Annotated in this window: 22 protein-coding genes; 14 read left to right on the top strand and 8 right to left on the bottom strand. The window is 43.0% G+C overall.

The genetic code is table 11. The annotated features are described in order from the left end of the window. Nucleotides 1-235 precede the first annotated feature (235 nt). The gene (locus tag R7P35_RS13905; protein WP_042522779.1) at nucleotides 236-1,627 is read left to right on the top strand and encodes a PLP-dependent aminotransferase family protein; all 1,392 of its coding nucleotides are present in this window, start codon (nucleotides 236-238) and stop codon (nucleotides 1,625-1,627) included. Nucleotides 1,628-1,725: 98 nt separating this feature from the next. Then, nucleotides 1,726-1,950 (top strand): hypothetical protein, encoded by a 225-nt coding sequence (locus R7P35_RS13900; protein WP_033905633.1) that lies wholly within the window; start codon nucleotides 1,726-1,728, stop codon nucleotides 1,948-1,950. Between the two features lie 91 nt (nucleotides 1,951-2,041). On the opposite strand, the gene asnS is transcribed toward R7P35_RS13900, so the two are convergent. Both asnS and R7P35_RS13890 read right to left on the bottom strand, forming a co-directional pair. Beyond that, nucleotides 2,042-3,442, bottom strand: coding sequence for an asparagine--tRNA ligase (gene asnS, locus R7P35_RS13895; protein ID WP_017636101.1), 1,401 nt, complete (start codon nucleotides 3,440-3,442; stop codon nucleotides 2,042-2,044). Between the two features lie 189 nt (nucleotides 3,443-3,631). After that, a complete protein-coding gene (locus R7P35_RS13890; RefSeq protein ID WP_042522778.1) occupies nucleotides 3,632-5,257 on the bottom strand; it encodes a methyl-accepting chemotaxis protein in 1,626 nt (541 codons plus the stop codon). Between the two features lie 490 nt (nucleotides 5,258-5,747). On the opposite strand from R7P35_RS13890, the gene R7P35_RS13885 reads away from it, so the two are divergent. Next, nucleotides 5,748-6,908, top strand: coding sequence for a tyrosine-type recombinase/integrase (locus R7P35_RS13885; RefSeq protein ID WP_033908285.1), 1,161 nt, complete (start codon nucleotides 5,748-5,750; stop codon nucleotides 6,906-6,908). A 394-nt stretch (nucleotides 6,909-7,302) separates the two neighbouring features. Further along, nucleotides 7,303-7,515: a cold-shock protein gene (locus R7P35_RS13880; RefSeq protein WP_021822123.1), complete on the top strand. Its 213-nt coding sequence runs from the start codon at nucleotides 7,303-7,305 to the stop codon at nucleotides 7,513-7,515. 423 nt (nucleotides 7,516-7,938) lie between these two features. Here the strand turns inward: R7P35_RS13880 and R7P35_RS13875 are convergent, their stop codons facing one another. The 6 genes from R7P35_RS13875 to R7P35_RS13850 form a co-directional block, all read right to left on the bottom strand. Then, the gene (locus tag R7P35_RS13875) at nucleotides 7,939-8,148 is read right to left on the bottom strand and encodes a hypothetical protein (RefSeq protein ID WP_025630572.1); all 210 of its coding nucleotides are present in this window, start codon (nucleotides 8,146-8,148) and stop codon (nucleotides 7,939-7,941) included. After that, nucleotides 8,133-8,759, bottom strand: coding sequence for an MT-A70 family methyltransferase (locus tag R7P35_RS13870; protein ID WP_258651747.1), 627 nt, complete (start codon nucleotides 8,757-8,759; stop codon nucleotides 8,133-8,135). Before R7P35_RS13870 ends, R7P35_RS13875 begins: the two co-directional genes overlap by 16 nt. Next, nucleotides 8,756-9,880 carry a hypothetical protein gene (locus R7P35_RS13865; protein WP_029809449.1) on the bottom strand — a complete coding sequence of 375 codons (1,125 nt, stop codon included), beginning with the start codon at nucleotides 9,878-9,880 and terminating at the stop codon, nucleotides 8,756-8,758. Before R7P35_RS13865 ends, R7P35_RS13870 begins: the two co-directional genes overlap by 4 nt. 65 nt (nucleotides 9,881-9,945) lie before the next feature. Then, nucleotides 9,946-10,770, bottom strand: a complete 825-nt coding sequence (locus R7P35_RS13860; RefSeq protein WP_031791841.1) for a DUF2303 family protein — start codon at nucleotides 10,768-10,770, stop codon at nucleotides 9,946-9,948. 13 nt (nucleotides 10,771-10,783) lie between these two features. Next, nucleotides 10,784-11,212, bottom strand: coding sequence for a hypothetical protein (locus tag R7P35_RS13855; protein WP_226420879.1), 429 nt, complete (start codon nucleotides 11,210-11,212; stop codon nucleotides 10,784-10,786). 323 nt (nucleotides 11,213-11,535) lie between these two features. Then, complete coding sequence (locus tag R7P35_RS13850; protein ID WP_318092246.1) at nucleotides 11,536-12,165, bottom strand: helix-turn-helix transcriptional regulator; 630 nt, start codon at nucleotides 12,163-12,165, stop codon at nucleotides 11,536-11,538. Nucleotides 12,166-12,462: 297 nt separating this feature from the next. Here R7P35_RS13850 and R7P35_RS13845 point away from each other — a divergent pair, with 297 nt between their 5' ends. The 10 genes from R7P35_RS13845 (at nucleotide 12,463) to R7P35_RS13800 (ending at nucleotide 16,859) form a co-directional block, all read left to right on the top strand. Next, nucleotides 12,463-12,777 carry a hypothetical protein gene (locus R7P35_RS13845; protein WP_020840932.1) on the top strand — a complete coding sequence of 105 codons (315 nt, stop codon included), beginning with the start codon at nucleotides 12,463-12,465 and terminating at the stop codon, nucleotides 12,775-12,777. A gap of 74 nt (nucleotides 12,778-12,851) precedes the next feature. Next, entirely contained in the window at nucleotides 12,852-13,811 is a 960-nt protein-coding gene (locus R7P35_RS13840) for a hypothetical protein (protein WP_021453565.1), read from the top strand. After that, the gene (locus R7P35_RS13835) at nucleotides 13,768-14,241 is read left to right on the top strand and encodes a hypothetical protein (RefSeq protein WP_169601442.1); all 474 of its coding nucleotides are present in this window, start codon (nucleotides 13,768-13,770) and stop codon (nucleotides 14,239-14,241) included. The genes R7P35_RS13840 and R7P35_RS13835 overlap by 44 nt, the downstream gene beginning before the upstream one ends. Continuing rightward, nucleotides 14,238-14,603 carry a hypothetical protein gene (locus R7P35_RS13830; RefSeq protein ID WP_021454725.1) on the top strand — a complete coding sequence of 122 codons (366 nt, stop codon included), beginning with the start codon at nucleotides 14,238-14,240 and terminating at the stop codon, nucleotides 14,601-14,603. The genes R7P35_RS13835 and R7P35_RS13830 overlap by 4 nt, the downstream gene beginning before the upstream one ends. Before the next feature lie 62 nt (nucleotides 14,604-14,665). Then, nucleotides 14,666-15,067 (top strand): hypothetical protein, encoded by a 402-nt coding sequence (locus R7P35_RS13825; protein WP_065969368.1) that lies wholly within the window; start codon nucleotides 14,666-14,668, stop codon nucleotides 15,065-15,067. Then, a complete protein-coding gene (locus R7P35_RS13820) occupies nucleotides 15,064-15,369 on the top strand; it encodes a DUF4406 domain-containing protein (RefSeq protein ID WP_020840927.1) in 306 nt (101 codons plus the stop codon). The genes R7P35_RS13825 and R7P35_RS13820 overlap by 4 nt, the downstream gene beginning before the upstream one ends. A 7-nt stretch (nucleotides 15,370-15,376) precedes the next feature. Beyond that, on the top strand, nucleotides 15,377-15,526 hold the full coding sequence (locus R7P35_RS13815; RefSeq protein WP_021454738.1) for a hypothetical protein: 150 nt from the start codon (nucleotides 15,377-15,379) through the stop codon (nucleotides 15,524-15,526). 2 nt (nucleotides 15,527-15,528) lie between these two features. Then, complete coding sequence (locus R7P35_RS13810; protein WP_020840925.1) at nucleotides 15,529-15,720, top strand: hypothetical protein; 192 nt, start codon at nucleotides 15,529-15,531, stop codon at nucleotides 15,718-15,720. Nucleotides 15,721-15,763: 43 nt separating this feature from the next. Next, a complete protein-coding gene (locus R7P35_RS13805) occupies nucleotides 15,764-16,573 on the top strand; it encodes a Bro-N domain-containing protein (protein WP_020840924.1) in 810 nt (269 codons plus the stop codon). Nucleotides 16,574-16,586: 13 nt separating this feature from the next. Then, complete coding sequence (locus R7P35_RS13800) at nucleotides 16,587-16,859, top strand: hypothetical protein (RefSeq protein ID WP_020840923.1); 273 nt, start codon at nucleotides 16,587-16,589, stop codon at nucleotides 16,857-16,859. Nucleotides 16,860-16,900 lie beyond the last annotated feature (41 nt).

The following is a 16,900-nucleotide window of genomic DNA, read 5'->3' as shown; positions in this document are numbered from 1 at the left end:
GTAGTTCGAAGTGAGTTTAACGCACTCAGTCCAACGTAAAACCTTGGCTTTTAGGTATTGCAAAGATGTGAGGCAATATGTGTGTAACGGTCAAAGTATGGGATATAAACGCTCACTTCGTGGCTGAAATATCTATTATAAGCTTGATAAATTACGTTGCTAAATTGAATACTCCCATATCAGAATGCTGGCGCGAAGTATGCTATGGTGCGGCTGTAAGTGAAATGAGGGAAACATGAACCGATACCGTCAACTGGCTGAGCTGTTCAAAACGCAGATTCAGCAAAATACTTGGAGAGCAGGGGAAAAGCTGCCATCAGTGCGTGTAACAAGCCGAAACCATTCTGTCAGCGCAGGTACGGTATTACAAGCTTATCAGCTGCTCGAAGCACAAGGTTGGGTCGCAGCGAAACCTCAGTCTGGATACTTTGTGACTGCGGAGTTGGACCGCTTCGAACCGAGTTCTCCAGCCACTTCCGTTTATCGCTCCAGCATCAACGATGAACTTTACGACTACCTCAAAAATCAGGCCTCATCGAATGCGGTGAAGTTTGGCTCCGCGTTTCCAGACCCAGCATTGTTCCCATTAGAAGCGCTAAACCGCAACCTAGCCAGCTCAGGCAGGAAGATGGGGGTAGAGACGTTATTGGATAACTTGCCGCCGGGCTGTGAGTCTCTACGCCGTTTGATTGCTCAACGGTACATCCAACAAGGTATGGTGTTTACCCATGATGATATTGTCGTTACTTCTGGCGCATTAGAAGCGTTGAATTTAAGCCTTCAGGCCGTGACCCAGCCTGGAGATACTGTTGTAGTTGAATCACCGACGTTTTATGGCGCACTTCAAGCGATTGAACGTTTAGGTCTAAAGGCGATAGAAATAACGGTGGATCCGTTAACTGGACATTCAGTGGATCAAATTGAAGCGACTTTTGCCGACAATGATGTTCGCGCATGTTGGTTAATGACTAACTTTCACAATCCAACAGGAACCTTATTAAGTGACGGGCAGAAGCAACGTATCGTCGAACTGGCTGATAAATACGATGTGTACTTGATCGAAGATGATGTGTATTCAGAGCTTTATTTTTCTGAAAAAAAGCCAAGCTCACTTAAAGCTTTTGATACACAAGAGCGCGTGTTGCATTGTGGATCATTTTCAAAAAGCCTTTGTCCTGGCTATAGGCTGGGCTGGGTGGTAAACAAACGCTTCAATGAGCAACTTCAAAAGCTGCAACTTATCTCGACGTTGTCAGGCAGTGCACCAATCCAGCAGGGTATCGCGCATTACTTGCAAAACGATAGTTATGATAGCCATCTTAGAAAACTGCGAAAGAATCTTGAGCAGCGGCAATTGGCGTTTATTGAACTGGTTGATAAGTACTTTCCCCAATCGATTCGTTACACGCAACCGGAAGGCGGCTATTTTCTTTGGATAGAACTGCCGAAAACAAAGTGCGGAAAAGCGATTTATCAAAAGTTATTGGAAGCGAACATCACTGTAGCATTTGGTCAGTTGTTTTCTGTCGCTCCAAATTATGAGAACTACCTGAGGCTTAATACATCGTTACCTGTAAATGATGAATTAGAACAAGCCGTGAAGACGGTCGGAGAATTACTTCATTAGCCAACTGTTTACCTGTTTTTTGCTCAAACTGTATCAGTGGACGATACCGAAGCTGTGTTTCAATCATGGGCAGACAACCATTTAGGTTAGGAGCCGTAATGAAAAAGCAGTTGGTAAAGCATGAACTTAGGTTGATGGGTGTTGCTATTTTTAGCGCATTTTTGTTGGTGTTTGCACATTTGATATTGGCGAAATCTTTTTCTCATATGGTTTGGACGGAATACACTGCTGCCGTTATCCCATTTGTGATGTTTGGCTTGTGTGTGGTTGGAGTAAAATACGCAGCGCGAGCAGATGAGGATGACGACGAAGATAACAACTAGAGTGCATACACCGGTTGCTAGAAAATCAATCGTACAAAATAAAAGACCTCCACATGGGAGGTCTTTTTAATTCAATATCACTAAAAAGTGATTAGAAGTTCGCAGAGCGAGGAGTACGTGGGAATGGGATCACGTCACGAACGTTGCCCATACCAGTTACGTAAGATACTAGGCGCTCGAAGCCTAGACCGAAGCCTGCGTGTGGCACTGTACCGTATTTACGTAGGTCGCGGTACCAGCTCATATGTTCAGGATCGATACCCACTTCACGCATACGTGCATCTAGAATGTCTAGGCGCTCTTCACGCTGAGAACCACCGATGATTTCGCCGATGCCCGGTGCAAGAACGTCCATCGCTGCAACTGTTTTACCGTCATCGTTAGCACGCATGTAGAATGCTTTAATATCTTTCGGGTAGTTCTTAACGATTACAGGTGCTTTGAAGTGTTCTTCAGCAAGGAAACGCTCGTGCTCAGAAGACATATCGATACCCCATTCAACTGGGAATTCGAACTCACGGCCTGAATCAAGAAGAATCTGGATTGCGTCAGTGTAGTCAACCTGTGCGAAGTCAGAAGAAACGAACTGCTCTAGACGAGTGATTGCTTCTTTGTCGATGCGTTGAGCGAAGAACTCAAGGTCATCACGACACTCTGCAAGCACCGCTTTAAACACGTACTTGAGCATGTCTTCAGCCAGTTTCGCTACATCATCCAGTTCTGCGAACGCAACTTCAGGCTCAACCATCCAGAATTCTGCTAGGTGGCGGCTTGTGTTTGAGTTTTCAGCTCGGAAAGTAGGGCCGAAAGTGTAAACTTTGCTTAGCGCACAAGCGTAAGCTTCTGCGTTTAGCTGACCAGATACGGTTAGGAACGTCTCTTTACCGAAGAAGTCTTCGTTGTAGTCCACTTTACCAGCGTCAGTGCGAGGAAGGTTTTCCATGTCTAGCGTAGATACGCGGAACATTTCACCAGCGCCTTCAGCATCTGAAGCCGTGATCAACGGCGCAGATACCCAGAAGTAACCTTGCTCGTGGTAGAAGCGGTGGATTGCTTGAGATAGGCAGTTACGTACACGTGCTACTGCACCGATTACGTTTGTGCGCGGACGTAGGTGCGCAACTTCACGTAGGTACTCGATTGAGTGACGAGTTTTTGCCATTGGGTAAGTTTCAGCATCTTCAACCCAACCAACCACTTTAACGTCAGTGGCAGCAAGTTCGAAGTCTTGACCCTTTGCAGGAGATTCAACAATCTTACCAGTTACTTCAACAGAGCAGCCAGTCGTTAGCTTTAATACTTCGTCTTCGTAATTATTAAGATTATTTGGGACCACGGCCTGAATCGGGTCGAAACAAGAGCCGTCATATATGGCAAGGAAAGAGATTCCAGCTTTGGAATCACGACGTGAACGGATCCAGCCACGAACAGTCACTTCGCTGTCTACTGCTAGCTGACCTTTCAATACGTCTGATACAGGCGCGTAAGTCATGTTTTCAATATTCTCCATTTAGGTAAAAATTCAACTCAACGCTTACTTAAAGTACTTGTCTAATAACATTTTTGTTCAAAAAACAAGCTAAGCGCTGAGTTGGGTAGCATTTTACAGATTCAACGAGACATATTACCTGTCAATTCGCTCGCATCAACCTTTATATTCGTTTTGATGGGGAGAATCTCTCTATTTATTCACTCTTTTGTGCTCTGAAAGTGTGAATTGGTTTAGTAATTGCTCTAAACGTTCGGATAGATGCTCTAAATCAACACTAATATCACGCGTGTGCGATGCTGATTGCGATGTGTCGTTAGCATGCAGTGTGATCACATCTATTTTAGATTGAATATGCTGACTTACATCAGATGTGGTTTGCGTCTGGTTTTGGATATCTTCTGCATGTCTGAGCACTTGGCGCATTTCGTCAACAACGTTATGCATTGTGGCTGATAGTGCCTCGACATCGACAGAGCGTTGATGAGCAAACTGGCAGACGGTATCAACAGAAGTTAATGACTCTTCACTTCCTTGCTGGAATTGAGAAATGATATGTTCAATATTACCAGTGGCCTCAGCCGTCCTAGAAGCCAGGTTACGCACTTCTTCCGCGACGACCGCAAAACCGCGCCCTTGCTCTCCGGCTCGGGCGGCTTCAATAGCAGCATTCAACGCGAGCAGATTGGTTTGTTCTGCAATACCCTTAATAACCACAAGAATGGACGACACTTCTTCGGTTCTTTGATTTAGAGAGCTGATTTTTTCCCGTACGGTATCAATGTTACTTACTAGTTGTTTGATGTCTTCACTTACATTGTGTGCTTGGCTTGCACTATGAGTGGCGACATCAACGGTGTGATTGACCAAAACAGTAGCGTTGTTAGTCGAGTCCTCAACCGCAGTTTGTTGCTGCAGCATATCGGTGATATTGCTTTGTACTTCGCTGGTCTCTAGCTGTTGGTTATTGGCAGCTTTATCTGTGGACTGCGCGACAGCAGTTAGTTTACTCGCGGAGTCGGCAAGTGAGTGAGAGGTGTCTTGCACACGTTCTAAGCTTTCGGAGACCGTATCCATGAATGAATTGATGGCAGTAGAAAGTTGGCCCACTTCATCCTGTTGGTGATGCATAAGTCGTTGAGATAGATCTTTGCTATGGCTCACATTCGACATGAATTTCGACGTTCTTTGAATTGGTCGTACAATGATTTTCTGAATCAAACTCATCGTTATGATGAAGCCCACAAATGCGATTACGGCCATTATTCCCATCGCAAACATTGCCTGTTTACTGATCATTGAATTGACATGATTCATGTTGTATTCCAAGCGAATCGCGCCCAACACTTCTCCTGCTGGTGCAACGTGGCAAGAAACGCAGTTGGTGCCACGGTAATTTTCGCTCGATTTCATTGGTAGCGCGACTACTAACCCTTTGCCCCAATCGGCTGAGATTGGTTCAATCACCAGTTCACCATTCAACGCTCGTTGATCAATATCATCGACAGGCTGCTGGTTTTGTTGCCCAGGTCCGTAAAGTTTGGTCACAGTATCAGCTCGCAACACGCGAACTGCTTCAATGCCTTCTTGGGCCAGGGCTTTTTGACGTAAGGTCTCTTTTTGCGACATGGTGCCCGTAAGCATCATCATATTTAGGCTATCGAAATAATTACTAGCCTTATCATGGAGTTGTTCACTAAGAACATCATTGATTAAGGTTTTTTGTTGATGGTATTGGTAAGCCGTAGAGGCAGCTAGAACGCAGCTGAAGACAGCAATTAACGCCAGTAAGAGCTTAAAAGTGATAGTTGAGCGCATAAATTTATAAGTGTAATTGGAACGAACTGCACAATATTAATGTGCACAAATGCGCACTGCGAACAACGAAATGAATGATTGTGACCCCACACATGTTGGGGATATGTAATTGTGATGTGAGTGCTGTGTAATCAAATGTTTGGCGCGTGACAGAAATACGGCGCTTTGGTGTGAGTGATAGCAAAGAGGCCGGGAACTAGCGGAAGTTTTTGCTACGCTTGTATGGGGTAACGCTTGTCTCTTGGCAGCGAATTCCTTAGTATTGCCTGTCTTTTTAAAGCCTGAGAATCAAGATGAAAACAGAATTATACAAAGGGAATATGTTTTAGTTTCATCGGCTTTCTAATAGCTTCCAAAATCTACATCGTTTATCATTTAAAGCCACTAAATACGGGGCTTTCGAGCTTCATGGTGTTTCCTCGTGTGACATGGGAAAAATGCCTGAAGAAACGTAATGTGTGTATATATTGTGTATATGACAGGGTAGACTATGACCATCACCGAACGGGCTTTAAAGTCCAAAAATAACTTTCCAACAGACAAACCACACCAAGATTTAGCCGACGGCGGCGGCCTACTTGCGCGCTTCTATAAGAGCGGAAAAATTAGCTTTTTCTATCGCTTCCGCTGGCAGGGGAAACAAGCAATCTTAACAATCGGCACTTATCCTCAAGTTTCTTTAAAAGAAGCTAGGGATATTCACCGAGAAGCTAAAAAGATGCTTGAGCAAGGTTTAGATCCGCGAAACAACAAAGCCAAAAAGAAAATCTCAACCGTTCAAGAGTGTATTGAGTTTTGGATTAATGAAGAATTGATCCCAAGACGCAAATATCCAAAGCTAATTATCAACGCGCTATATACACACATAATTAGCAAGATTGGCTCTAATGAATGGGAGCAGATGAAAACCGTTGATTGGATCAACGTGATTAAGACTATTGAAGGTAAAACTGTTCCAGTTCGCTTGCTGACAGAATTAAAGCAGTGTGCCAAATACCTAATGGCTGTAGACATTATTGAAGAGAACAAACTGATCAACATTCAAAGCCGCTTTGTTGGTACGCCGTCAAAGCCAAGGGATAGGGTTTTATCATTCAAAGAACTCAAGCAAATTTACGACTATTGCCGTTCTGGTGAATATCCTCTTGAGTTTGCGGCAGCTTGTTTGATTCTCATGTTTACCGGAGCGCGTAGCGGAGAACTGAGAACGGCCAAGAAAGTTAACATCGACCTGAAAGGTAGAACTTGGAAAGTGCCACCAGAAAACAGCAAGAACGGGCGTTTAATCGTTCGTCCAATTCCAGATTTCTTAATTGGTTACTTTGAGTTTTTATACAACCTTCATCCAAGCTCTGAGAACTTGATTATCTCGAACAGGGGTAGGGAGTTAGGAGTGCAAGGCTTTCAAAGTCGTTTTAGACCGCTGCAAGCGGCGTTAGCGTTGCCAAGCTGGTCGCCACACGTATTTAGACACACCTTAGCCACACACTTTGGTGATTTGAAAATTGAGCCTTATATCGCTGAGAAGATGCTAGGACATGAAATGGCTGGTGAAATGAAAACCTACAACAAAGGTCAGTATTTAAGTCAACAGTTAGACGCTATGAGAGTCTATCACGACGCTGTAGTTAACTATAAAGAGAGTAATTAATTTAGAGCTCTTTTGAGCGTATTAGTCTACAGATTCTACACGTAAAAATACGGGTGTTAGCACTGAACCTAGAACCTATGAATGTAAGATTGCGAGTGCTAGTTGCATAAAGTGATTGATGCTTAATGGTTTTTTGTAATTTTATGTTTATTTTTCTCTATGGTGAAAAATAAAGCTTTACATTTAACACGGAACTAGTGATACTGAATTTGCTCTGTTGTAGTTCAGAGTTATTAAATGAAAAATAAAGTTTTTAAGTTAAGCCCTCAGAATTCCTTCATTGTTATCCTCAGAGTTTCCCTCTCTAGCTTCATTATAAACATTAAATAATTCAAGATTTCAGTGCTTCTCTCGCAAGTTACGCGTAAATTATATTTAAAATAAGGGACAACATATGTCTAATAATAAAACTGGTTCTGTAAAATGGTTTAACGATAGTAAAGGTTTCGGATTTTTGACACCAGATGATGGTAGTGCTGATGTATTCGTTCACTTTAACTCTATTGTTTCAGAAGGCTTTAAAACTCTAGCCGAGGGCCAAAAGGTTAACTTTAAAGTAGAGCAAGGCCAGAAAGGTTTGCAAGCTGCAAATGTAGTTGTTGCATAAAATTATTTGTAGAGGTGTATTCACACCTCTACTACTCTCATCTCCTCTAAACCCATACAATTTATTTATTACTCAAAGAACATAAATATCTCCATTTAAATTAAAGTATTAAAATAAATTATAACTAAGACTAAGAAAAATATGCCTACATTCAATATAAAATATATAAACGAAAGTAATAGTACTTTACGCATGGAAACTGTTTTCATGCGTGGATTAAAAGGTGCAAAAATATCAGCATCCTCCTGCGCTCCATTTTGTACAAATAGAATTGAGCTTCGAGACCTTATTGGTACATTGTTAGCCCACAAAGAGGGCGGAATCTGGGTGAATGCTGTAAAAGCTTAATCCAAATTAAGTACAATACAATATCATTCGCTATAGCTTTGTCGCTCTCCTTATATAACAGCAAGTTAGAAGATGTTATAAAAAGTCGTAACCTTGATTTTTCTCCCACCTTAAGACATCTTCCGTTTTCCAAATGAGTCTCGGTGAAGAGATTACAGGTTCAGGAAATCCCTTTGTTTTACGCCAGTTGTATAGGCCACGTTTTGTGAAGTTTTCACCATCGCGCATTGCAAAAGGGCGATATCTAACAAGCAATTGTTCAATACTAATTAGTTTTTCTTCCACTTTTCTAATTCCTCATATTGAAGCTGAATTTCCGCTAAGTATGGTTTTCTGAATCCAACCTCATCTAAAATTAAACTTGGTGCCGATTGGTTGCCGAATACATCCCAACCATTTCTTGGTTCGCCTCGATGGAAAAGCTCAAGCTTTCTAGCGAACCGTCCTGCGATTTTTTCTACTTTGTCGCGGCCTTCTTGTGGCTTGGCACTATGTTCGCCAACGGGTGCCGTAAAGAACGAGCGAACGGAGCGACTTGCTGGTTTTGGCCTACCTTTAACCGCGATTAGTGCCGATTCTGTTCCAGCTCTTGTGTGGTAACCAAGACCAAAGAAAGGCAAGCCGTTAACAGTCTCTTTTCCCCAAACCAATCCATTTATGTTTTTAACGGTAAATCCCCACGCTTCAGCAAGATCACAGGCCTCTTTAGGCATGGCGTTCACGTACCACATGATCAGATAACAGTTATCAGATGCCAGTTCACCAACTGGCATTTTCTTTAAGTCGTCTATCGTCATTGTTGGATACTTTTGTGAAGCGCCGCTTTTCATTGAACCGCCAGTTCTTTTTGAGCTGAATTGCCAAGGCGGATCGGCATAAATCACATCGTATTTCACTTGCGACGAACCTCGTTTACTTGTTCTTTCGTCCAGTTCTCGCGTTCCCAAGGTTGAACGATCTTTTCGTCAATTGCTGCTCGGATTTTTGACGCACTTGTTTCGCTAACGCCCTTAACTGATTTTGCTAGTTGCTCATCAGTTGGGTGCATTACGCTGTAAACGGAGAAGTAATTTGCATCGTTCAGAAGCTTTAATTCTCGTTCGGTGATTACACCGTCGTAAACAGATTCAAGTGTGACTTCTTTGAAGTGTTCCACTCGATCAATTAGATGCTGGTGGTTAACTTCAGCAGCGTTTGTATATATCTCTTGAAGATCCACATACAGCTCTGAAGGAATACGGCCTTCAAACTCGTGTACTGTAGGGATAAGGGGGATCAGCCAATCAGACACGCTCACGATACAACAAACCGCCCAATTTGAACGCAATTCAATATGAAAATTTAAGTCGCGAATGACATTAATGTTTTTAACTAATGGCTTAAATGCCAGAGGGTAGCCATAGCGATATATAAATAGCTCTAAACCGTCTTTGCCAACGTATGGTTTTTCTACGTCACCATCAATGAAATGCAATCGAGCTTTGTACTCTTCGCATAGGTGCGTTGCTTCTAAAGCCGCTTCACTTAGTTGGGTTACTTCCTTTCTCAAACGAATATTTTCTTTGCGGTAGTCGCTTGATTCTTTCTTTAAACGGTTGATTGTGTTTAAGCGCTCGTCAGCAGTTGCGCGTGATTTAGCTAGGCGTTGCTTTAAGGCGTCTGGATTCATTTCACGGTAACGCTTAACTTCTTCTCTTAGTGCAGGAAGATCAGCCGTTCTTGCTTTTAGTAAGTTAAATTCGCTGCGTAGTTTGTTGAGCTTGTCTAGGTGGTCTAGTTCAATTGCTTCGTTCTCTTTGGTCAGCTCAATAACTTTCAGTTCAAGCGTGTCGCGTTCAGACTCGGCCTTTTCAATTCGATCAATTAGTTCGTTGTACTGATCGGTTTCGTAGTTTAGAGATTCAGAAACTAATTGTGCTTGGGTTTCAACAAGAGAAAGGACGTTACCAAGTTGGTTTTGAACCATGTTTAGAAGGTGATTAACAGCAACGTCTACAGGTTGGGTTTGGTTGGTCATTGGTCTACCTTGTGAATACAACTTATCTGATTTGGTTCCCTCACTCACGAGGGAACCATTACTCATTAGTAAGTACCGATGTAAGTCGGCATTGCTACCGATTGGTTTGCGAACTCTTCTTTAACGACTTCAAGGAACTTCTCAGCCATTTTCTCTTGAATCTCTTCCATGCGTTTAATGCGTAGGATTAAAAGTTCATTTCGAATTATTGATAGGCGCAAATCAAAGCGGAAATCACCTAAACCAGAGTATGGTTCGCAAGTGAATACAAATGCCGCAGGTAGCACAAGATCTTCACGAGTTTTAGTCGCAATACGTTCGTATTCGCTTTGTGATTGAGAGAAATCACTAACTTGTCGGTTTGAGCCGCGAGTGTGTTCAAAATCAAGTTCACGAACAGCCGCAATCGCCTTGAACATTTCAATTTGTTCGCCGTTTGAATCAAACGCAGAAATGTAGTCTTTCCAATCTTCCAAGAACTCAGCCATATCGCGTTGTTCCATGCGTTCGCCGTCGATGTTTAGCAGCGCTTTAAATGGTGCAGTGCGTTTTAGTGATACTGAAGCCTTGTGAAGTTGATGACCAGCTTTGTCGTTAGTACCAACGTCAAAGATTGTTTTAGCTTTCATTGAATCAGCATCAATAAAAGTCTTTGAGCCTTCTAGCTGGTGGTCTTTTGCATACTTCGCAAACTCAGTGATCGAGATTGTATTAAACTCGCCACGCAAGTTATTGCGGTGTTCTTGGTACTGTTCCAAATCTTTTAGGGAACAGTTGTCAGGCACTAGAATCAGTTGGGAAAGCGTGTTTTTAGCTTCAATAGCTTTAATAAACTCAGGAACGCTACCCTTATTTACAAGTTCTTGAATTGATTCTTTAGTAAATGACATTTCTCTTTACTCCTTAGTATTTGCCAACGCTTAGTTTGTTAATACCAGCCGGAAGTTCTAGCTGGTTGTGGACGCCAACGGCAGGGCGGTCATAACTCAACTTTCCACCGAAGCCAGCAAACGCCACGGTTTCATATTTGAAATCTTCGACTTTCGAGCCGTAATTTACTTTCGGTTCTTTAACTGTGATCGCCGTGGTTACATTCATAATCGACGGGTCGGTTTTAGATGCTGGTGAAAGTTTTAGCTTTAAGATGATCTCGCCAGCTTTACCGGAGTTAGAGACGGCTAGCGCCACGTTGGATGTGGCTAAACCAAGAACGTTAGCAATCGAGCCAGCTTCTACACGCTCAATAAACTCAGGGAAGTTAGTCACACGTTCCATTTGAGGGTCTTTTTTGGCAGTTCCTTCGCCAGTCATTTTTGCTTCGTCAATAGTCATGTTTACTCACTTATCTTTTGTGATACTATGACTGCGTTGTAGCGGTTTGGTCGCCGCTTCAACACGGTCATACCATTAAATGGTCTGGTCATACCTTGTGAATAAAGCCGCTCAGAAATGGGCGGTTTTATTTTTGCTTGTTTGTTTCCGAACGATGCAAAGATTAACTTAACGATGAAAACATTGGAAGTGATCGAGAACAATGAAGAATGAAATTATTGTTTTCGTTTTTGATTGATTTGGAATTTTAGACAAAAAAAACCCTCGCATAGCGAGGGAAATCCTTTTAAAAGCTGATTGTGAGTGATATCTATCACCACAAATTAGAATATCGCATACGCAGCGAAAGTGCCAATTAATTTCTGACCAGTGATTTCTACAAGACGCAATTCAAGAGGTAACTCTTCATTCATGGATTTCAAAAACTGCCTACCGTGTGCGGATTGGTATTCCATGATCTCCACGTTGTTACCAGTGTTTGCTACAACCAATTGACCAGACACTGGTGATTTATCAATGTCAAAGTACAAATAGCCACCAGCAGGATAGTTTTTGATTTGGTCATTCACTTTTACAACGAATTGACTCTTTGAGTTTCCACTAGGGCAAGGGAATCTTTGAGTGTGTTCTGCAATGCCTGTTTTTAAAAACTCATCTGGGTCAACGTCAACGAACGAGTTTAATGATACTAGGGGTGCACCTAGTTCAATGCGAGAAAGTTCTTTGTATTCGTCAGCCGTTGGCGAACCTTCACCAGTAGCTAACCACTCAAGACGGCAATCAAGGGCATCTGCTAGCCTGATAGCCGAATCAAGCATGATACTTTTTTCTGGATTCAATTTGATGTTGGTTAACACCGCTCGACTTACACCAGATCTCTTTGCCAAGTCGATGCTTTTGGTTATGTTTAAATCCCGTTTCCTCTGCTCGATGTTCCGAGCAAGCACAGACATAGACATAATGCCCCCTGTTTGATGTTTAAATATTACGCTTGTATATGTATGTGAAATTCACACACCAAGTATAAACCAATTCTTTTTTTTGGTCGATTATTGGTCTAGTTTTTTTTATTTGACAATCCGATTGTTTACGATCAATGATTGTAGTTATCGAATGTTGACGACACTCAACAATAGATAACCTAAAAGTGTGTTTTGGTGAGCGTGGGAGCTATTTCCTATCAGCCACCCACTTGTGGCGCTAATAGCTCAGTGTCGCCACGCTCAACCAAAGCACATTGAGAGGTAACCATGAACATTCCTGAAAATCGCTTTTTCGTTCTAAACAACATGGCTGTCGTTCCAACGATGATTTTTAAGCGTGGTTTGACGCTTGAAGAGTTAGGAGCTTACTGCGTTTTGAGCGCGACAAGTTTCAACTGGTGGAAAGATGTCGATGAACTCAGCAACGCATTGGGAGTGCCAGTCGAGAAACTTGAATCACTCAGACAAGCGTTAGTTGAAAAGTGTGGTTTGACTGAACCTAAAGACGAATACAACGAAGAAGAACAGGCTGAACGCGCAAGTTCTATCTACAAAGACATTCGAACAAATAGTGAATTTTAAGTAAAAAAAACCGCCGTGTGAGGCGGCGGTCTTTAAGTTTGCACCAAATGTTAGTGCTGTGACGAGGTAATTATATGGCACAACCAAATAAGAACGCAACGATCAAGCGTAAACGTGCAAGTCGCAACTTCACCATGATTTGCAACGAGGTTTATGCAGACCATTGTTTGAGTTTTCAAGCTATGGGATTGCTTAGTTACTTGTTGTCAAAACCTGATGATTGGGAAGTTAAAGTGTCCCACTTAGAGAAAGTAACCACCGGAACCATGAAGAAAACGGGGCGTGATGGTGTTTACGTAATACTAAAAGAGCTTATTGAGCGTGGCTTTTGCCTTCGCCACAAAGAGGCTGACGGTTCAACCTGGTATGAAGTGAGTGACTATCCAAAAAGCCTAATCCGTGAAAGCCGTATTACGGAAAAGCCAGATCCGGCTAATACGACACTACTAAATACTGATCTTAAACTAAATACTGATCTAAATACTTCGTCCGAATCTGACGATTCAGACCAATTGCTTTCTGATGCGTTTGCAATTTTCTGGACTGCCGGAATGAGAAAGGTTGGGAAGATTCAAGCATTCAATGAGTTTAAGCGAGCTATCAAGCGCCTAAAGGCCGAGCCTTACGAGTTTGCACGAATGCTCGCTGAAGACGTAAAGCGACGCAATGCAGCGCAGCAACAAGGTTTTGATCGCTTACATCCAGAACGTTACATCAAGTACGAACGCTGGACAGATGAATTGCTTAACGACACGAATCTAAGAGGTATCGACAATGGACAGAAATTTGAAATCAATGGAATCGGTTATGGCGAGAATGCCGATCAGTCAATCTTCCCTGAATGGTTGCGGATTTACCCAAACCAATCGCCAGCAATCAAATTTGCACGAGTACAACAACAGCGCCAATGGATTGAATCCCAAGCTAACAGCCCTATGGGACACGCTAACGGAAATGTACGGCAAGACATGGGTAACGATGAATGGCGCAGTGATTACTACGGTATGGGGAAACTTCCTTTCGACCCTGAATGATTTGCAACTTAACCGGATACTAGCGATCTGCTTTGACCGACTATCCAACGGTAACCGCTTCCCTCCATCGCTTGGTGAGTTGATGACTCAGATTAACCAGCGAACCGAAGCGGAATACCGCGAAGCCTATGACCGATTTTTGAATCGTGCGCCAATGGGGAGAGCCGAGAAATGGGTAGCACAAAATTGTGATTGGGATTTGAAACGAGCTAGAGCTGGTGGAGAGTTAGAACTTTTCATCAAGTATCTACGGGATGCAGATGCTAAAGAACGAGCTGGCCGCTTGAGACTTGCAGAGGATGAGCTAAAAGCGCTACCAGTACACAGTCGAGTTTCGGTAAGTGACAAGGTTCGAGAAGAGTATCGACGTTCAGGAGAACGACACGAGTTTTCTGATCGAATTGACCAACTAAGGGCCATGAAACGATGAACGATATCAAGCAGCAAATGAAGATTTTGATCGCCAAAATGCACGAGTACGGCTTTGAAGAAATCGCAATCAACAACGATGTGCCAGCAATGGATCAGGAGTTTGCTAAAGCGCTAGTGAATTACCTAGAAGCCACCAGCAACGCATTCTTGAGCGTATCTCGCCTTCACAAGCTAGCGAAGCAAAGAGACTTCAAAGTATTGAGTGAGAACTTAGAACAGGACTTAAAAACACTAGCTGGCATGGCTAGCATGATCGGCAATACGTGTAACTCATACGGGCGAATGGAAATTGAAGCGTTTGATGTTGCTTTAGAGGCTCTTCACCGCGCAAAAGAAGAATCTAAATTTTCGGCCTGTTAAATTTACAAGCGTAAATTTCGATCATATATTTGTTTTCGAAACAAAACGCAAGGTAACAATCAATGACCAAATTGCCAGACCAAAAAGCTTGCCAAGTATTGTTAACAATGGGGCGCAGACGCCAAGTTGAACAAGCCATTTCAGAGCTAAATGAATTGGCCGTTGCCCTGTACCACCACTTTCGACAAGGCAAAGGCTCGATCACTGAAGTGATGGAAGAAATTGCTGACGTTGAAATCATGCTAGCGCAGATCTACCAGCTCGTAGACAAAGACCAGCTAGAAGCTATCCGACATAAGAAAATCGAAAAGCTTGATTTTTATCTATGGCGAGTAGGAGAGATCCCACGCGAGATTTCGGAGCTGCAACATCAAATCACTAAAGAATCCAGTACCGAAGAAATTGAGCGTATTGAGCTAAAAACCAACGCCCTTAGACGCGAAATGGAGAGCATTAAGGGATGAAGATTTATATCGCTGGTGGCGTTACCGATGTGCCTGATAGCGAAGCGCAATTTAAACGCGCAGCCCTAAAGATTCAGTGCATCGGTCACGTTCCCGTTCACACACTGATGTTGCCAGAAGGATTAAGCGAACAAGGGTACATGGATATAGCAATGGCAATGATTCGTGAAGTTGACGCGATTTATTGCTTGCCGAACTGGAAAACTAGCGTTGGCGCATTCGCTGAAGTTGCTTACGCAAAGAAGCTTCACTTGCCAGTGTTCCACAACATTCAACAAATCAAGCATCGTTTTCGTTTCTAGGTGAGTCATGCGTTTTAGTGAAACCGTTCTAGTAGCGATACACGGCGCACTAGCGATCTACATGCTGGCTAAGTTCGGCATCGAATTTACGGTGATGATTTACTTTCTAGCTGGCGTAATCGTTGCGAGATTGAAATCACTCAAATTGGTGAGGTAGGCATGAAATTACGAGACTTGCCTTATCAGTACGATTTCAAGCTTAACGGGAAGAGATATAGCCAATTCATTAGACCTAAAAAGCCAGTAGATCCGAATGATTTCAAAGTCGTGTGTTATGAGCCGCCGCAAGGCGACTCTATTGATATTCATTGCATGACTGAAGTTAAGCCAATAGTGCGTGTTCGTGTGTAAGCAGGGTATGACCAAAAGAACCATGTTTTAAGGAATTACGTTGATGAACATAACCAAATTCAACAAACCTATTTTTGGGGATCTGACCGTCATCATTGATATGGATAACGATCCTTGGTTTATCGGGAACGAGGTCGGCGCAATGCTTGGCCTTGTGAACGCTCGTGATGCGGTTAATCGGTATGTTTCAGAACAAGATAAGAAGCCGCTAAAGCAATTAATGGCCGAATTTCCAACGTCGAGCTGCTCGACGTTAGAGTTAAATCAACGGCTTACGGTAATAAACGAGGCTGGTATGTATGACTTGATTCTTTCCAGCCAAGCGCCAAAGGGTAAACCGTTCCAGCGTTGGATCACTCACGAAGTGTTACCAAACATTCGAAAGCATGGCTCCTATTCATTGACCGAACAGCCGCGAACAAGCGCGGAATGGTTACTTGAGCAAGCAAAGGCTCTAGTTGAACAGGAGAAGCAGACCAAACAGGCCATTGAAACGGCCAACGACGCTCATCGACGAATTGACGAGTTAGAGCGCAATTTTATTCCGGCTGGATATGCGATTGTTTCCGGTTTGGGTATTCACTACGGGCTATCCAATCAAAAGGCTAAAGAGCTAGTGGAAGCTTATGACGTTCCAACTAGACCAATCACAGTGAATAGTGGGACGTTCCCCGTTCTCACTAAGATGGTGCTCATTGAGGACTTTAAAGCCGCGCTCAAGAAAGAAATTCAACTTCTCTCACTATCAGATACCGGATTATGGTTTGCTGGTGGACAGTTAGGGCGATTTGCGGCCAAAGGGCGAGTGTTAGAACTATTCAAAAAATACCAAGAGACATTAGCAGTTATTTAGGGGAACGCATTAGATGAGTAATCCGAACCAAGTATTAACCTACTACCTGATCACTTATCACTACTACAAAAAAGGCGTGTTTGCGCAAGCTGGCTATCAGCAAGTGGCTTTGAGCCAGAGAATGAAGCCTTACTCAACTAAGAAAATAATGGCCGCTATAGCCGATCACTTAGGAGTTGACGCAGATACGTTACTACCTATCAACATTCAGGAGCTTGGTTCCTATCCAAGAGCCATGATTGAAGATCTAAAAGAACAAGCCGAGGCGTTAACAGTGACGCTTTAGAGTATCGCTTTTGAGTTAGAGCGTTGCATTCAGTGAATGCA

It is taken from the genome of Vibrio sp. Vb0304 (assembly GCF_033338995.1).
Taxonomy (GTDB): domain Bacteria; phylum Pseudomonadota; class Gammaproteobacteria; order Enterobacterales; family Vibrionaceae; genus Vibrio; species Vibrio alginolyticus.
This window is presented reverse-complemented; position numbering and strand designations above follow the sequence as displayed.

Coding starts and splice junctions, on each gene's coding strand:
- R7P35_RS13905 (WP_042522779.1), top strand. CDS start 236: ATGAACCGATACCGTCAACTGGCTGAGCTGTTCAAAACGCAGATTCAG.
- R7P35_RS13900 (WP_033905633.1), top strand. CDS start 1,726: ATGAAAAAGCAGTTGGTAAAGCATGAACTTAGGTTGATGGGTGTTGCT.
- asnS (WP_017636101.1), bottom strand. CDS start 3,442: ATGACTTACGCGCCTGTATCAGACGTATTGAAAGGTCAGCTAGCAGTA.
- R7P35_RS13890 (WP_042522778.1), bottom strand. CDS start 5,257: ATGCGCTCAACTATCACTTTTAAGCTCTTACTGGCGTTAATTGCTGTC.
- R7P35_RS13885 (WP_033908285.1), top strand. CDS start 5,748: ATGACCATCACCGAACGGGCTTTAAAGTCCAAAAATAACTTTCCAACA.
- R7P35_RS13880 (WP_021822123.1), top strand. CDS start 7,303: ATGTCTAATAATAAAACTGGTTCTGTAAAATGGTTTAACGATAGTAAA.
- R7P35_RS13865 (WP_029809449.1), bottom strand. CDS start 9,880: ATGACCAACCAAACCCAACCTGTAGACGTTGCTGTTAATCACCTTCTA.
- R7P35_RS13860 (WP_031791841.1), bottom strand. CDS start 10,770: ATGTCATTTACTAAAGAATCAATTCAAGAACTTGTAAATAAGGGTAGC.
- R7P35_RS13855 (WP_226420879.1), bottom strand. CDS start 11,212: ATGACTATTGACGAAGCAAAAATGACTGGCGAAGGAACTGCCAAAAAA.
- R7P35_RS13850 (WP_318092246.1), bottom strand. CDS start 12,165: ATGTCTGTGCTTGCTCGGAACATCGAGCAGAGGAAACGGGATTTAAAC.
- R7P35_RS13845 (WP_020840932.1), top strand. CDS start 12,463: ATGAACATTCCTGAAAATCGCTTTTTCGTTCTAAACAACATGGCTGTC.
- R7P35_RS13840 (WP_021453565.1), top strand. CDS start 12,852: ATGGCACAACCAAATAAGAACGCAACGATCAAGCGTAAACGTGCAAGT.
- R7P35_RS13830 (WP_021454725.1), top strand. CDS start 14,238: ATGAACGATATCAAGCAGCAAATGAAGATTTTGATCGCCAAAATGCAC.
- R7P35_RS13825 (WP_065969368.1), top strand. CDS start 14,666: ATGACCAAATTGCCAGACCAAAAAGCTTGCCAAGTATTGTTAACAATG.
- R7P35_RS13820 (WP_020840927.1), top strand. CDS start 15,064: ATGAAGATTTATATCGCTGGTGGCGTTACCGATGTGCCTGATAGCGAA.
- R7P35_RS13815 (WP_021454738.1), top strand. CDS start 15,377: ATGCGTTTTAGTGAAACCGTTCTAGTAGCGATACACGGCGCACTAGCG.
- R7P35_RS13810 (WP_020840925.1), top strand. CDS start 15,529: ATGAAATTACGAGACTTGCCTTATCAGTACGATTTCAAGCTTAACGGG.
- R7P35_RS13805 (WP_020840924.1), top strand. CDS start 15,764: ATGAACATAACCAAATTCAACAAACCTATTTTTGGGGATCTGACCGTC.
- R7P35_RS13800 (WP_020840923.1), top strand. CDS start 16,587: ATGAGTAATCCGAACCAAGTATTAACCTACTACCTGATCACTTATCAC.